This is a genomic window from Comamonas testosteroni (assembly GCF_000761245.1).
In the GTDB taxonomy this organism is placed as follows: Bacteria; Pseudomonadota; Gammaproteobacteria; order Burkholderiales; family Burkholderiaceae_C; genus Comamonas; species Comamonas testosteroni_C.
In genome coordinates this window covers 1-15,425 of sequence record NZ_AWOR01000049.1, presented here as the reverse complement: position 1 = coordinate 15,425, position 15,425 = coordinate 1, and the positions used below count along the sequence as shown (strand labels likewise).

General features: G+C 58.2%; 15 protein-coding genes and 2 pseudogenes. 12 read left to right on the top strand and 5 right to left on the bottom strand.

Going from position 1 to position 15,425, the window contains the following annotated elements; genetic code table 11:
* Positions 1-22: 22 nt before the first annotated feature.
* On the bottom strand, positions 23-871 hold the full coding sequence (locus P353_RS14495; RefSeq protein ID WP_034370648.1) for an oxidoreductase: 849 nt from the start codon (positions 869-871) through the stop codon (positions 23-25).
* A gap of 25 nt (positions 872-896) precedes the next feature.
* Positions 897-2,060 (bottom strand): iron-containing alcohol dehydrogenase, encoded by a 1,164-nt coding sequence (locus tag P353_RS14490; protein WP_232776523.1) that lies wholly within the window; start codon positions 2,058-2,060, stop codon positions 897-899.
* 182 nt (positions 2,061-2,242) lie between these two features.
* Here P353_RS14490 and P353_RS14485 point away from each other — a divergent pair, with 182 nt between their 5' ends.
* Both P353_RS14485 and P353_RS14480 read left to right on the top strand, forming a co-directional pair.
* Complete coding sequence (locus P353_RS14485) at positions 2,243-3,148, top strand: LysR family transcriptional regulator (RefSeq protein ID WP_034370815.1); 906 nt, start codon at positions 2,243-2,245, stop codon at positions 3,146-3,148.
* An 83-nt stretch (positions 3,149-3,231) separates the two neighbouring features.
* A pseudogene (locus P353_RS14480) lies at positions 3,232-3,755 on the top strand (DDE-type integrase/transposase/recombinase); the annotation flags it as partial.
* Positions 3,756-3,816: 61 nt separating this feature from the next.
* On the opposite strand, the gene P353_RS14475 reads toward P353_RS14480, so the two are convergent.
* The gene (locus P353_RS14475; protein ID WP_034370645.1) at positions 3,817-4,701 is read right to left on the bottom strand and encodes a LysR family transcriptional regulator; all 885 of its coding nucleotides are present in this window, start codon (positions 4,699-4,701) and stop codon (positions 3,817-3,819) included.
* A gap of 143 nt (positions 4,702-4,844) precedes the next feature.
* Here P353_RS14475 and P353_RS14470 point away from each other — a divergent pair, with 143 nt between their 5' ends.
* The 8 genes from P353_RS14470 (at position 4,845) to P353_RS14435 (ending at position 11,258) form a co-directional block, all read left to right on the top strand.
* On the top strand, positions 4,845-5,618 hold the full coding sequence (locus tag P353_RS14470; RefSeq protein ID WP_034370642.1) for an SDR family NAD(P)-dependent oxidoreductase: 774 nt from the start codon (positions 4,845-4,847) through the stop codon (positions 5,616-5,618).
* Between the two features lie 107 nt (positions 5,619-5,725).
* Positions 5,726-6,187: a putative quinol monooxygenase gene (locus P353_RS14465; RefSeq protein WP_034370640.1), complete on the top strand. Its 462-nt coding sequence runs from the start codon at positions 5,726-5,728 to the stop codon at positions 6,185-6,187.
* Positions 6,188-6,196: 9 nt separating this feature from the next.
* Positions 6,197-6,550, top strand: a complete 354-nt coding sequence (locus P353_RS14460; RefSeq protein WP_198529073.1) for a putative quinol monooxygenase — start codon at positions 6,197-6,199, stop codon at positions 6,548-6,550.
* 125 nt (positions 6,551-6,675) lie between these two features.
* Positions 6,676-7,806 carry an NADH:flavin oxidoreductase/NADH oxidase gene (locus P353_RS14455; protein ID WP_034370638.1) on the top strand — a complete coding sequence of 377 codons (1,131 nt, stop codon included), beginning with the start codon at positions 6,676-6,678 and terminating at the stop codon, positions 7,804-7,806.
* 20 nt (positions 7,807-7,826) lie between these two features.
* On the top strand, positions 7,827-8,822 hold the full coding sequence (locus P353_RS14450) for an aldo/keto reductase (RefSeq protein ID WP_034370810.1): 996 nt from the start codon (positions 7,827-7,829) through the stop codon (positions 8,820-8,822).
* A gap of 217 nt (positions 8,823-9,039) precedes the next feature.
* Positions 9,040-9,780 carry an SDR family oxidoreductase gene (locus P353_RS14445; protein WP_034370635.1) on the top strand — a complete coding sequence of 247 codons (741 nt, stop codon included), beginning with the start codon at positions 9,040-9,042 and terminating at the stop codon, positions 9,778-9,780.
* A gap of 99 nt (positions 9,781-9,879) precedes the next feature.
* Entirely contained in the window at positions 9,880-10,140 is a 261-nt protein-coding gene (locus tag P353_RS14440; protein ID WP_034370632.1) for a DUF6506 family protein, read from the top strand.
* Between the two features lie 62 nt (positions 10,141-10,202).
* Positions 10,203-11,258 (top strand): aldo/keto reductase, encoded by a 1,056-nt coding sequence (locus tag P353_RS14435; RefSeq protein WP_034370630.1) that lies wholly within the window; start codon positions 10,203-10,205, stop codon positions 11,256-11,258.
* Between the two features lie 245 nt (positions 11,259-11,503).
* Here P353_RS14435 and P353_RS14430 read toward each other — a convergent pair whose 3' ends face one another.
* Positions 11,504-12,433, bottom strand: coding sequence for a LysR family transcriptional regulator (locus tag P353_RS14430; RefSeq protein WP_034370626.1), 930 nt, complete (start codon positions 12,431-12,433; stop codon positions 11,504-11,506).
* A 100-nt stretch (positions 12,434-12,533) separates the two neighbouring features.
* Between P353_RS14430 and P353_RS14425 the strand changes: the two genes are divergently transcribed.
* Positions 12,534-12,863: a nuclear transport factor 2 family protein gene (locus P353_RS14425; protein WP_034370624.1), complete on the top strand. Its 330-nt coding sequence runs from the start codon at positions 12,534-12,536 to the stop codon at positions 12,861-12,863.
* Positions 12,860-13,642, top strand: coding sequence for an SDR family oxidoreductase (locus P353_RS14420; RefSeq protein ID WP_034370621.1), 783 nt, complete (start codon positions 12,860-12,862; stop codon positions 13,640-13,642). The genes P353_RS14425 and P353_RS14420 overlap by 4 nt, the downstream gene beginning before the upstream one ends.
* Positions 13,643-13,686: 44 nt before the next feature.
* On the opposite strand, the pseudogene P353_RS14415 reads toward P353_RS14420, so the two are convergent.
* Positions 13,687-14,837: pseudogene (locus P353_RS14415) on the bottom strand (IS3 family transposase).
* Positions 14,838-15,425 lie beyond the last annotated feature (588 nt).

The window sequence follows — 15,425 nt, the reverse complement described above, 5'->3', positions numbered from 1 at the left end:
CGATGTTCGACGTTTGCATGAATCAGGCCTCTGCCGGGAAATCGGTATTGACCGATACCGAAGCCCATTGCATCAACTCCGCCTGCATAGCCCCCAATTTCTGGCCAACCTGTGCAAAGGCGGTGGGACCCAATACCAAGTGCAGAGGCGGATTCTGTGCATCTACAGCCAACATGATGGCATCGGCTGCCTTGCGCGGATCGCCAGGCTGGCGGCCATTGCGCTGTGCCAAAGCAGCACGAAAAGCGCCTACGCTGTCTTCATAGTCCGCAATCGTGCTTTCGATGTGGTGCATGGAGCGTCCGGCCCAGTCGGTGCGGAACGCTCCGGGCTCCACCGCCGTTACCCGAATGCCCAGATGGCCGACTTCCTTGAGCAAGGCCTCTGAAATACCCTCCAGTGCAAACTTGCTGGAGTTGTAGACCCCTACGCCTGGGAAGGTCAGGAGCCCTCCCACCGAGGTGATGTTGACGACATGTCCGCTGCGTCTGTTTCGCATACCCGGCAATACTGCCTGGATCATGGCGATGGCCCCGAACACATTGACCTCGTATTGCTGGCGCACCACATCCATGGGGGTTTCTTCGATAGCGCCTTCCACGCCATAGCCAGCGTTATTGACCAGCACATCGATATGCCCAATGCGCTCTTGCACCTTTTGAATGACCGGGGCAATCGCATCATGCTCAGTCACATCCAGCAGCACGCCCATGACCTGACCGGTGTGACCATTGTGGCCAAGTGCTTCAAAGTCCAGACGGGCTTTTTCGTTGCGCACAGTCCCCACCACGGTATCGCCGCGCTGAATCAATTTTTCGGCCAAAGCGCGGCCAAAGCCGCTGCTTACGCCAGTGATTAACCAGTTTTTCATATCAAGCTTTCAAAGTGTGAAGAGTTCAGAGTGCCGCCTGCAAAATCTGGCGGCTGTCGTGCAAGGTGATGTTTCTGCGCTCACCCAATAGCTGCATGCCATGTTCATCAAGCTTGGCGGTGACGTCATCCAGGCCCGAGTCGTCGATGCCATAACCCGATAGATGCGTGGGCATGCCCATTTCTTCGAAAAATGCGCGAGTGGCCGCAATGGCAGCATCAATACGCTGCTCTTCATTGCCCTGGCTTATGCCCCAAACACGTTCTGCGTACTGCAGCAACTTGGAGCGTTTACCTTCGCGCTGGTGATCCAGCAGGGCTGGCAAGACAATGGCCAGGCTTTGTGCATGGTCCATGCCGTACATGGCGGTCAGTTCATGGCCCAACATATGCGTGGCCCAGTCCTGCGGCACGCCTGCGCCGACCTGCCCGCTCAATGCCACCGTGGCTGCCCACATGATGTTGGCGCGCACAGCGGGGTTATCTGGCTCGCTCCATACACGTCGGCCTTCTTCCACCAACGTGAGCAGCAGACCTTCGGCGATACGGTCCTGCACTTTGGCGTCCACCGAGTAGGTCAGGTACTGCTCGGTGGTATGCACAAAAGCGTCAACGACGCCATTGGCAATCTGGCGATCCGGCAAAGTGAAAGTAGTGGTCGGATCCAGCACTGAAAAGCGTGGCAGCACATGCTCGGAGTGGAAGTCCAGCTTGTCGCCGGTTTCCGGCCGGCTGATCACCGCTCCCGCGTTGTATTCCGAGCCAGTGGCTGGCAGCGTGAGAATGCAGCCAAAGGGCACGGCCTCATTCACCACTGACCGGCGAGCAGCCAGAATTTCCCAGGGATCTCCGCCATAGGGAATGGCTGCAGCAATGAACTTGGTGCCATCAATGACAGACCCTCCCCCGATGGCCAGGATGAAGTCAATGCGCTCACGGCGAGCCACTTCAACCGCCTGCATCAAAGTGCCGAATGCGGGATTGGGCTGAATGCCGCCAAATTCCACCCAGATGCGCCCGGCCAAAGCCTTGCGCACCTGTTCGAAGACGCCGTTGCGCATGATGCTGCCACCGCCATAGGTGATCATCAGCCGTGCATTCGCAGGTATCTGCTGCCCGATGGCAGCAATCTGCCCCTCGCCGAAAAGAATCCGCGTGGGACGGTACAAAACAAAGTTATCCAAGATCATTCCTTCCAAGAAGTCGGTGCTGCGAGGGCACCCTACCCATGGCCGCAAGTCTAGGAGGGCATGATTCATTTGATAATTCCATTGAGTCAGCATGACCTTTGAAGTAAAACTTCATAATCACCTCTCACCGCAGACGTCTTGCCAGCAAACAGTTGGGCGCCTACGGTCTGCTGAAAGACGCTATGCAACAGGATCAGTTGGACGGATTGGTGGCCTTTGTGACCGTGGCGGAAGAAAAAGGCTTTTCTGCAGCCGCGGTGCGACTGGGCGTGTCCGCCTCTGCGGTGAGTCAAACGGTGCGAACGCTGGAACAGCGATTGGGCGCTGTGCTATTCAACCGAACTACGCGAAGTGTCAATCTCACCGAAGCGGGGCAGCGGTATTACGAGCGTGTGCAACCGGCCCTCGAACTACTGACGGATGCATCGCAAGCGCTGGTGCGCGATTCAGGCCAGCCAGGCGGACTGCTGCGCATCAACGTCCCCCGAGCGGCATACCTCATCGTGCTTCGCCCCATCCTTCGTCGCTTCATGGAAGCCTATCCGGACATCACGGTAGAGATGCAGGTCGAAAGCCATCTGGTGGATATCGTGGCGCAAGGCTATGACGCTGGCATCCGGTTTGGTCATCTAGTGGAGAAGGACATGGTGGCCCTCCGCGTGGGGCCGCCGCTGAGCACGCACATCATTGCATCGCCCAAATATCTGGAGCACCGCGGTGTGCCCAGACACCCTCATGATTTGATGGACCACGAGTGCATCAACTTCCGCTTCCCCACCACCGGCCAGATCGAGCGCTGGGAGTTTGCTCGGGGCGACGAATCATTTCAGTTGCTAGTCAAAGGTCGGCTCATCGTGAATGATGCCAGCGTGCTCGTCCGCTCTGCGCTTGATGGCCTGGGCATCGCCAACATGATCAACGGCTATATCGAGCCACTGCTGGCGCGAGGACGTCTGGTTCGCATCCTTGAAGACTGGAGCCCAGCACTTCCCCATCTGCACCTGTATTACCCGAGCAGACGTGTGCCGGCAAAGCTACGCGCACTCATCGACTATTTGAATATTGCAGTGGCCTCAAATCCGAAGTGACGCAACATTTTCGAGGCAGTTACCTGCCATGTCCACAAGAGCCGCATTTTGTACATGCATTCATGCTGACGTGATGCTACGTGGTAGACCAAGTCAATCGGCAATTCCGAGCCGAGCGACTGCATCAGTTGTGGGTCTCTGACTTCAAGTACGTCTCGACCTAGCAGGGCTGGCTGTACGTGGCCTTCATCATCGACGTGTTCGCGCGTCGCATCGTGGGCTGGCGCGTGAGTAGTTCCATGCGGACGGACTTCGTACTCGATGCGCTGGAGCGGGCCCTGCATGCCTGGCAGCCCTAGTGCGATGGAAGCCTTATCTGCCACAGCGACAGAGACGCTCAATACATCAGCATCCGGTATTCCGAGCGACGGGCTGAAGCCGGCATCGAGCCGTCTTGGGAAGCAAGGTTGACAGCTACGACACTCGGTTCCAATTGCGTTGGGTGCCTTGGAAGACAAAGGAATCGGTGGAGTTCGCGACGCTCGAATGGGTGTCCTGGTTCAATCACCAACGCCTACTCGAACCCATCGGGTACATCCCGCCTGTAGAGGCTGCGGCTAACTACTGCTGGAAACCAGCCAGTCAAGCCACAGCGATTGTGGTCTGACTTAAACCAAACAGCCTCCTCAAAACCCTGGGGCGATTCACTCCGTCTGGCGATTCGATGCTTATGCCTTCATCGCCTCAATCAGAGCTCTAAGTCCAGCTGACTGATGCCGGCGACTGGGGAAATAGAGAAAGAGGCCCTCTTCGACGGAACACCAGTCTTCGAGGCAGGATTTGAGTCGACCATCCTGTAAGTAAGGCGCGGCTCGATCCTCCCAGACATACGCCAAGCCTAGGCCCCGTGCTGCGGCATCCGCCATCAATTCTTGGCTGTCCACAGTCAATGGGCCGTTGACTTCGACTTGAACGCTTTTTCCTTTCTTGGAGAACTCCCAATTGAAGAGATTTCCGCTGGGGAAAGCGTATCGGATGCACGTGTGATCTTGCAGGTCATGCGGCACTTTGGGAACCTGCTTGTCTGCGAAATAGGCCGGTGAACCGACGACGGTAAAGCGAAGCTTCGACTTGATTCGAACCGCAATCATGTCTTGCGAAAGACGTTCACCGAAGCGAATTCCCGCATCAAAACCCTCTTCCACGATGTCGACCAGCGTGTCGGTAGCAACCACGTCCAGCTTCAATCCAGGATTACTCTTGAGCAGCCTTTCCATTGGGTCGCCCAGTACGTAGGGAGCAATCGAGTTGGGAATATTGATCCTGACAGTACCGAACGGTGTGGCGCGAAATGAGTTCAGCTCATCTACCGCAGCCCGCATATCCGTGAGTGCCGGGCCCAGCCGTGCAAACAACATTTCACCGGCTTCAGTGAGCGAAACGCTGCGCGTGGTGCGATGAAAGAGCCGAACACCCACCCGGGTTTCGAGGCTGCGTATCGAATGGCTCATCGCAGAGGAAGAAGTGCCTCGTTCGGTAGCTGCATGCCGGAAGCTCAGGTGCCTTGCCACCGCAGCAAATGCAGCCAGTTCAGCCAGTTCAGCACTCTCCATTAATGAGCCTCATTCAGTACAGCATGCAATATTGACCACTTTATCATATCAATGATGAACTCCAGAATAGCGACCAAGGAATGAGAGGGACGCCTTCTCTCCCCCTTTTCACAAGGTCCAACTCTTTGATCTGGAGAAATAGAATGAGCACTTTCGTACCTCCCCAAACGCTCACCGGCAAGGTCGCACTGGTGACCGGCGCAAGCTCTGGAATTGGCCGTGCGGCGGCACTCGAACTCGCCCGTCGCGGAGCCAAAGTGGTCGCAAGCGCACGCCGCCGGCCTGAAATCGAGGCGCTTGTCGCCGAGATCGTGAAAGACGGATTCGAAGCAACCGCCGCCGTTGCCGACATCAACGTCGAACAGGATGTGATCGATCTGGTTGCAAAGACGATCTCGACCTATGGCCGCATCGACATTGCGTTCAACAATGCCGGCACCGAGGGTGCGTTCTCGCCCTTCGTTGAGCAAACCAACGAGACCTACGACACGATCTTCAATGCGAACGTGCGCGGCGTTTTCTGGTCGATGAAGCACGAGGCCAAGGCCATGCTGGCGCAAGGCGGCGGCACGATCATCAATAACGCATCGATGGGTGGCTTGATTGGCTTCGCGAATGCAGGCCTCTACATCGCCAGCAAGCACGCCGTTCTCGGTCTGACCAAGACGGCCTCCATTGAACTGTTCAAGCAAGGCGTGCGCGTCAACGCCGTCAACCCCGGCATCATCGACACGCCGTTCCAGGACCGCATCTGGCCAAGTACCGAGGCGAAGGACGCCTTTGCCGCGTCGACTGTTCCCGGCCGGGCGGGCTCGCCCTCAGAGATCGCCAATGTCGTCGCCTTTCTTGCCTCCGATGACGCTTCATTCGTCTCGGGCCACGGCCTGCTCATCGACGGCGGCTATTCGATCGCCTGACCGCGCCGAGCGCATCCCAACTATCAGAACTTTCGTTGCGGTGGACCTCTGTCCACTGCGATGGGCTCACTTACGCCCGTCCATTCAATTTGTTTTGGAGAAGCATCATGAGTAGTCTCAAAAAATATGCATTCGGTACGCTGATTGCCGTTACCGCCTTCATCTCCTCGCAAGCGGCGATGGCGCAAATCGCACTTCAGCCGAGCCCGAACGGTGAAGTTGCGCTCGTCGTCAATTTCGAAGTGAAGCCCGGCGCTGAAGCCGAATTCGAGAAGGTCTTCCACCGTTCGGTGACCTGCTCGCGCCTCGAACCCGGCAACATCACCTTCAACGTCCATAAGATCCTCGGCACCGAGCGGAACTACGTCCTCTACGAGGTCTGGCGCAACGAGGCGGCTGTGAACAGTCACTTTGCCCGCCCGTACACCGTCGCTCTCTTCTCGATGTTCGACCGCAACCTGGCCCGTCCTCTGTCCGAAGGCGGCCTGCGCTTCGTGCGCGACCTTCTGCCGCAGGCCCGCATGGCCCCGGCGAACACCGATCCCACTTCGGTCGCAGAGTGCCGTTGAGCAAACAACATGAGCACACAAACTTCTTCCTCCACGCCGCGTCCTGTGAACGGCATGCAACTAACCCTCCTTGCCTTCATCCGCGCCAAGCCTGGTCTTGGCGACGAATTGGGGCGTCGTCTCGGCAATCTTGTCGAGCCCGCCCGCGCTGAACCGGGCAACATCAACTACGACCTGCACCGCTCGAACGACGATGCAGATGTCTGGGTCCTCTACGAAAACTGGAAGGGCCCGGCCGATCTCGCGGCCCATTTTGAGCTGCCCTACATGAAAGCATTCGTCGCTGCGCTTCCCGAAGTGCTTGAAGGCGAAATGGACCTGCGCCGTTGCGCCATGGTTTCGACGGTCTCTACCAAGCCCTAGAAAACTCCACCGGTGACGTTACTGGCGGCGCGAACTGCGGGCCGCCTGCAAGAACTAGGTAATTCGATGCGGGCTGCCATGAGTGGGAGCCTCCGCGTAGGCCTTATCAACTGAAAGGATAAGAAATGAAGCTTTTTGAACCTGTTGCGTTACGTGGCGTCACGCTGCGCAACCGGCTGGTCGTTGCGCCCATGTGCCAATATTCGGCGCGGGATGGGTATGTCAACGATCATCACCTGATCCACCTTGGCCGATTCGCAATGGGGGGCTTTGGCCTTGTCATCGTCGAGGCGTCTGGCGTGGTGCCCGAGGGCCGTATCACCCACGGAGACCTAGGGATCTGGTCGGATGACCAAATTCCCGGACTCGCGCGGGTCGCCAGCGCTCTCAAGATGTACGGCGCCGCCGCGGGCATTCAGATTGGCCATGCTGGGTCCAGAGCTTCCATGCAGCGGCCTTGGGAAGGCAATGGAGCGCTGGTTGACGCCGACTTTCTACGTGGCGATAAGCCTTGGCCTGTGGTATCCGCCTCGGACAAGCCCTATGCCGACGGATGGCTCCACCCTACAGCGCTGACGCGCGAGGCCATGGCAGAAGTCAAGGATGCCTTCGTCAACGCAGCGCGGCGCGCGGACGTGGCTGGCTTTGACGTAGTCGAAGTGCACTGTGCGCATGGCTTCCTACTGAACAGCTTCCTGTCGCCGGTAACGAATGATCGGACCGACGAGTTTGGCGGCGACCTTGAGGGACGGATGCGTTTTCCTCTGGAGGTCGTGAAAGCCGTGAGAGCGGTGTGGCCCGAAGACAAGCCGCTGTTCGTGCGTGTCTCTGCGGTCGATGGCCTTCGCGAAGGCATGTCGATCGATGACACAGTCGTCTTTGCTCGCCATCTCAAGGCGCTCGGGGTGGATATCGTTGATTGCTCGTCAGGTGGCATCGCGCCTCGCTACGAGTATCCATCGAGCTATGGCTATCAGGTTCCGTACGCCCAAAAGGTGCGCAGCGAAGCGGGTGTCGGCACCGCAGCGGTTGGCCTGATTGTTAACGGCCAACAGGCCGAAGCGATCGTCGTGAACGGCCAAGCAGACCTTGTGGCAATCGGCCGCGAAGCGCTTGTCGATCCCAACTTCCCCCTGCACGCTGAAGCGCAACTGGGCGCAGCTGATCCGAAAAATCTCTTCGCATCGTGGCCGCTGCAGGTGGGCTGGTGGCTACAAGGCCGCGCTACGCAGATCAAACAGATGGAAACCATTTGAACTACCTAGGAGAAAATGACATGAAAACACGCAAACTTGGAAACGGCGGACTCGAAGTTTCAAGCCTCGGACTTGGCTGCATGGGGATGAGCTGGGCCTATGGCGCAGCGGGTGATCGCACCGAAATGATTCGGCTCCTTCGTGATGCTGTGGAGCTTGGTGTCACCTTCTTCGACACCGCCGAAGTCTATGGCCCTTGGGTCAATGAAGAACTCGTGGGCGAGGCGCTGGCGCCGTTGCGCGACAAGGTGGTGATCGCGACCAAGTTCGGTTTTGAGCTCGACCCGAACGGCGGCACGTGGCCCATCGGTGTGAATAGCCGTCCCGATCACATCAAGGCGGTTGCCGATGCATCCCTCAAGCGGCTGCGGACCGATCACATCGACCTGTTCTACCAGCACCGCGTCGATCCTTCGGTTCCGATCGAAGACGTTGCAGGCGCCGTTGCCGATCTCGTCAAGGCTGGCAAAGTCAAGCATTTCGGCCTGTCCGAGGCTAGCGCTTCCACTATCCGCAAGGCACATGCCGTACACCCGGTTGAGGCCGTTCAAAGCGAATACTCGCTATGGTCCCGTGACCCAGAAGTGGAAGTCCTGCCCGTTCTGGAGGAACTGGGAATCGGATTTGTTCCTTACAGTCCGCTCGGCCGTGGTTTTCTCGCCGGTGCTTTTACAGCTGACAGTACGTTCACTGATGGTGACTTCCGCAGCAGCAACCCGCGCTTTCAGGCAATGGCCTTGGAGAAAAATCTTTCTCTGCTGGACGCACTCAAAGAGATCGCTGCAAGCAAAAACGCGACGCCTGGGCAACTGGCACTCGCGTGGCTCTTGGCGAAGAAGCCTTGGATTGTTCCGATTCCAGGCACTCGCAGACGCACGCGACTGGAGGAGAACATCGCCTCTGCCGAGATATCACTGACGCCCGCCGACATCTTGGCGATCGAAAGTGCCGTGCCAGAGAACGCCATCGAAGGCAAGCGGTACAGCGACAGCGACCTGACGATGACTAATCTTTGAACGCCTGCAGCGGCTCCCTGCCTCAATCGATAACTGTCAAGAGTCTAAAGGCGGGGTTTCCTATGAAGCGTTGCATGACATCCAATCGACTCACCGTCGTTCCCCTTGTTAGCTATCACGGAACAGCGATAGCCAACTTAGGGGGACTATCTATTCTTTGCCATTGCGCATGGTTCATCCACCCGCTGCATTTGGCAGTCATCCACCGGAGAAGCACATGAGCAATATCGACAGAAAAGTCGCCCTGGTTACGGGCGCCTCGCGTGGCATCGGTGCAGCCATCGCCCGTCGCTTGGCCGCAGACGGCTTCAACTTAGTCGTCAATTACGCGGGCAGCACGGCCGAAGCCGAAGCTCTCGTCACGGAGATCGAAAAGGCTGGTGGCCGCGCGGTCACCGCAAAGGCGGACATCAGCGACGCAGGTGCCGTTGCGCAGATGTTCGACGCAGCGGAGGCCGCCTACGGTGGCATCGACGTTCTAGTCAACAACGCCGGCATCATGAAGCTCGCAAGCATCGCAGAGAGCGACGACGCACTATTTGACAGCCAGGTCGCGATCAATCTAAAGGGGACTTTCAACACCCTGCGTCAGGCTTCCCGCCGCCTGCGCGACGGTGGCCGCATCGTCAACTGCTCGACCAGCGTGGTCGGGCTGCGCCTCGAGACCTACGGCGTCTACGCCGCAACCAAGGCGGCGGTCGAGACGCTGACCGCGATCTTGGCCAAGGAGCTGCGCGGCCGTTCAATCACCGTCAACGCCATCGCCCCCGGCCCCACTGCCACGGCGTTGTTCCTCAACGGCAAGTCACCCGAGCTGATCGAGCGCATGTCGAAGATGAACCCGCTCGAACGACTGGGAACGCCGGAAGACATCGCCGCAGCTGTGGCCTTCCTCGTCGGCACCGATGGAGGCTGGGTCAACGGCCAAGTACTGCGCGCCAACGGCGGCATGGTCTGAGCCCTACGGGCCGGCCCACAGCAAAAACCACAGGAGAAGTGTCATGCGCAAGATCATTTTTGTCACGTGCGCTGAAGTGATCGCCCTTGGAGATTGGACATGAACCAGACCAGATACGCATTCATCATCAAGGCGCCAGGCTATCGCCGTGCCACGCACGCGGCGCACATGGAGTCCTCCGCCTTCAACGCTGATTTTATCGGTGTGGAGGACTTTGACGAAGCGCTGGCCGCAGCAGAAGTACTCGTCGCCGCGGGCACTCAGATCATTGAGTTGTGCGGGGCCTTCTCAGCGCAGGAGGCAACGAAATTGCGACGCCGATTTGCGGACTGCGACATTGGGCGCGTGACTTATCCCTAAGGGCAATCAGCCTTGCTGGATCGCATTTTTCCTTCAACCTCAATCGAATTTGGATATAGATAATGAAATACAAAACTTTGGGCAACACCGGCCTCCTCGTTTCTCGCCTGTGCCTGGGCACCATGACATTCGGCGACGGCAGCGGCATCTATAAGCATATTGGAAGCTCCGGCCAAAAGGATGCCGATGAACTGGTCAAGGCAGCGCTGGATGCGGGCGTTAATTTCTTCGACACCGCCGACGTCTACTCTGGCGGCGTCAGCGAGGAGGTGCTCGGACAGTCCTTCAAGAATCTCGGCATTGCGCGCAACGACTTCGTGCTTGCGACCAAGGTTTACAGCCGCATGGGCGATGGGCGCAATGATGTGGGCGCATCGCGCGGCCATATCATGGATGCAGTCGAAGCCAGCCTGAAGCGCCTTCAGACTGACCATATCGACCTGTACCAGATCCACGCCAACGATGCGATCACGCCGGTTGAAGAGACGCTGCGCGCGCTCGATGATCTGGTCACCCAAGGCAAGGTTCGCTACATCGGCGTCTCCAACTGGCAAGCCTGGAAGATTGCGCGCTCCCTAGGCATCTCCGAGCGCAAGGACCTGGCGCGCTTCGAGACCCTACAAGCCTACTATTCGATCGCAGGCCGCGATCTCGAACGCGAACTGGCCCCATTGCTTGAGGCGGAGAAGATGGGGCTGCTCGTCTGGAGTCCGCTGGCCGGTGGCCTGATGTCCGGCAAGTTCAATCGGCATAATCAGAAGCCTGAAGACTCGCGCCGTTCCGAGTTCAATTTCCCCATTGTGGATATGGAACGTGCCTGGGACATTATCGATGTCCTGGCTCCGATCGCCGAAGCGCATGGCTGCAGTCCGGCGCGTATTGCGCTGGCTTGGCTGCTTTCCAAGCCGGTCGTCACCTCGGTGATCATGGGTGCCAAGCGCATCGACCAGCTCGAAGACAACCTTGCCGCCGTGGATCTGCAGTTGACAGATGAGGAGATTCGCAAACTCGACGAAGTCAGTGCGCTGCCGCCCGAATACCCGGGCTGGATGCTTGCAACCCAGGGTGCGGATCGCCTCGGCCCCGTCGATCTGTGGTCTAAGGCTTCCGGGTCATAACTCCACCGCCCTCGCCGCGAGCAAATGTGCAGAGCGACGGGATTGCCGCCCTTCCTCAACAGCGCATCGGCCGCTAGCTGTTACGAAAGGCAGTCTCGTCCCTCACCGACAATAACTGCAGATATTTCTGACCATCATGTAAAACTGGCAGACTTCCGATTTGGGTCGCATTGCAAATGGCCCACGGTATCTGGCCGGCTATCTGCGAAGCACGCCTGGCTTTGCTCTACAGCCGGAAGATGGAGCTATCTCTCAGCGCAACCTGACTCAGAGGCTATCAAATCACGGTCCAACAGGCAGTCGATAAAGGCGCTCAGCGCAGGCTGCAAATGACGCCGATTGGAGTAGTAAATGAACAGCCCCGGGCGCACGACTGACCAATCAGCCAAGACCTGTACCAGCTGTCCTTGGGCAAGATACTCATCGACGCGCTCACGGTCGAAGGCGTAGGCGATGCCCAGTCCTTGCAGCGCCGCTTCGACGCCAACATCCGAGCTGTTGGTCACCAGCGGGCCTTCAACTGCAATCTCGAGCCGTTTGCCCTTCCTCTCGAACTCCCAGCGGTAGGCTCTACCGTCAACCTGAAGGCGCCAGTTGATACAGGCGTGGCTGTGCAGGTCGGCTGGTAAGCGCGGAATGCCGCGATGCGCCAAGTATTGCGGCGAAGCTACCGCGATCATTTTCACGTCCGGCGTTAGGCGCACGGCGATCATGTCCTTCTCCAGCCGCCCGCCCACGCGGATACCGGCGTCAAAGCGACCCGCAACGATATCGCTCAGTCCATCATCGACCACGATGTCCAGTGCCACATCGGGATGCGCATGATGGAATCGGCCAAGCCGAGGCGAGATGATCTGCAGCGCAGCCATTCCCAGCGTATTGATGCGCAGCGTTCCGCTAGTCTGGCCGGCAGCTGCGCTGACCTCGGCTACCGCATCGGCCATCTCGCGGAACAACGGTGCGATGCGGCTATATAACTGATCGCCAGCGGCCGTTGGTGCCACGCTGCGGGTGCTGCGGTTCAGCAACCTAACGTCAAGCCGGGCTTCGAGCTGGCGGATGGTCTGACTCAACGCCGATGGTGAAAGGCCCAAATGCTCCGCCGCGCGCGCAAAGCTTGCCCGCTCGACCACGGCAGCAAAAGCCTTCAGTTCGGCAAAATCGGACCCGCGCATTCTGTATTAATTTCTACATAGGTTATTCGGATTTTAGGTTATTTACTAAATTATCCATCGATCGCATCCTAACGACTTCATTACTACGGAGTTCGTCACCATGACCGGCCTGATCCTTCCTCAACCCATTGCAGCCTACTTCGCTGCCGACAAACAAAACCCTGAGGCAGTCGTTCGGTGCTTCACGGCACAAGCCATCGTGAAAGATGAAGGGCACTCCTACGTTGGTGTTGACGCCATCAGGGCGTGGAAGATGGGGGCATCAAGCAAGTACACATACACGAGTGAGCCGTTTGCGCTTGAGCAGAAGGACGGACGTTATCTTGTCACCAGCCGAGTCGCCGGCGACTTCCCCGGCAGTCCGGTCGATCTCCGGTACGACTTCCGGCTCGAGGGCGGCCTGATCGTATCCTTGGAGGTCACCGCATGAGCTTTGACCTTCAACTGGCGGGCCAGCGGGCCCTGGTCACTGGCGGCACCAAGGGTGTGGGCGCAGCGGTCGTGAAGGGTCTGCGCGATGCAGGTGTGCAAGTCGCAACCACAGCGCGTTCCGTGCCAGAGCATCCAACCGAAGGTATTCACTACATCGCGGCCGACCTCTCGACCGCCGATGGTGCGACCGCGGTGGCGCAGGCTGTACTCCAGCAGTGGGGTGGCCTCGACATTTTGGTCAATGTGCTTGGTGGCTCCAGCGCACCTGGCGGCGGCTTTGCCGCATTGGACGATGCGCAATGGCTCAATGAGCTGAACCTCAACCTGATGCCCGCCGTGCGTCTTGACCGAGCGCTGCTACCGGCCATGTTGGCCCAAGGCGCAGGCGTTATCGTTCACGTCAGCTCAATTCAACGCTTGATGCCGCTGCCGGAATCGACGACTGCCTATGCGGCAGCGAAAGCGGCCTTGTCCACCTACAGCAAAGCCTTGTCAAAGGAAGTGACACCAAAAGGCGTTCGCGTGTTGAGCGTCTCACCGGGTTGGATCGAGACTGAGGCCGCCGTGGCGTTGGCCGAACGCTTGGCAGCCCAGGCTGGCACTGACTACGAGGGTGGCAAGCGGATCATCATGCAATCGCTGGGGGGGATTCCACTCGGGCGGCCAGCCAGGCCACAGGAAGTAGCCGACCTGATTACGTTCCTCGTATCACCGCGTGCGGGCTCGATTTCGGGTTCAGAGCACCTGATAGATGGGGGCACGGTGCCGACTGTCTAGAGCGCGTTATGAACTCGTGCTCAAAGTGAATCGCCCCGGCTTGGCTAGACACTCTTGAGCCGTTGGGAATAGCGCTGTTCAAACTCGATGGGCGATAGCCCCGCTGCCGACGAATGACGGCGCTGCGAGTTGTAGAACATTTCGATGTAGTTAAAGATATCCGCTCGCGCGTCGCTGCGGGTCGTATAGATACGGCGTCGGATGCGTTCGCGTTTGAGTAGTTGGAAGAAGCTCTCCGCCACAGCATTGTCATGACAGTTGCCGCGTCGGCTCATGCTGCTGACTAGGTTATGGTCGCGCAGGAAGGACTGCCACTCGTGGCCGGTGAACTGACAGCCTTGATCGGAATGAACCATGACAGGTGCTTGCGGCTGGCGGCGCCATAGCGCCATCAGCAGTGCATCGAGGACCAAGCTCGTGTCAATGCGGCTGCCCATGGACCAGCCCACTACTTGGCGCGAGAACAGATCGACCACAACCGCCAGGTACAGCCAGCCTTCGTGGGTTCGGATGTAGGTTATGTCTGTGACCCAGGAATGATTGGGTTGAGCCACCTTAAATTGGCGCTGCAAGTGGTTGGGGGCAACCAAGGCTGGCTTTCCACCACGCACTCCTGGTCTTCGGCCATAGCCCGTCTGCGAACGCAAGCCTTCCAGCTTGAGCAACCGTGCCACGCGATGCTTGCCGCAGCGCTCTCCAAGGTCGCGTATATCCAGCGTCAGCTTGCGGTAGCCATATACACCACCGCTCTCGAGCCATGCCTGCTTGAGCAAGCCCAGCAGCCTTTGGTCGTCCTTGGCTCACGGACTCTGCGGCGCAGCCTTCCACGCGTAGTAGCAGCTGGGGTGCAGCTGCATCACCTTGCACATGCGCCGCACGCAGTGTTCCTGCTCATGCTGCCTGATGAATTCGTACCTCACCCGGACTGCCTGGCAAAGTACGCGGCGGCTTTTTTTAGGATGTCACGCTCCTCGGTTACGCGCTTGAGTTCAGCCTTCAGGCGCCGCAGCTCCTCGGCCTGGGACGTCCGCATCTGCTGCTCTGGCGCAGGCACCGCATAGGTCTTGATCCACTTGTATAGGCTGTGCTGGCTCACGCCGATCCGGGCAGATACATCGGCCACCCGATGGCCTCGCTCCGTGATCTGCTTGACCGCTTCGATCTTGAATTCTTCGGGATATGGCTGCTTTGTCATGGCACCTCCTATTGGGCCTCAGATTTGAGGCTCGAAGGCGTCTAGTACAGCCGGGGCGATTCAGTCAGACCGGCAGCAGGCAAGCTCGGTTGTTGCATTGTGAGTCGCAAGACGTCACGAGATTTGAATGGAGCCCTGCTGCGCAGTTTGTTTCTGGGGGGCGCACACCTCGTACCTAACCCCGTCTGTAGATGTGCAGTCTGTACGTCGTTTCAAGCACCTGGATCGTCTTAGCAGACAGGTCACTCAAAAGTTACTGATCAGCGCTTGCATTGACGGGAAGTCCCTGTAATGCATCAACGTCCTGGAAAGCAGGAACGTATGGAGCAGCTGTGATCTCGTGCGGAGAATCACTCATAGGGTTTGCTCCAAGGGAAATAGCTGTATAGACAATTGACGCGCCAGATACTTCAAATTTAGCATTGGTACATACAACTTCAACTTAAAAAACGAAAGTTGAATGTACAGAAATGAAGTAGATCCAGATACGGATCCATTTATGAAAAGGACAAATTCACAATGAATGCTCAAACGCCCCTTTTCCAAGCTCCTACACGAGACCCCCGCTACGACGCCAGCCGAGAAATC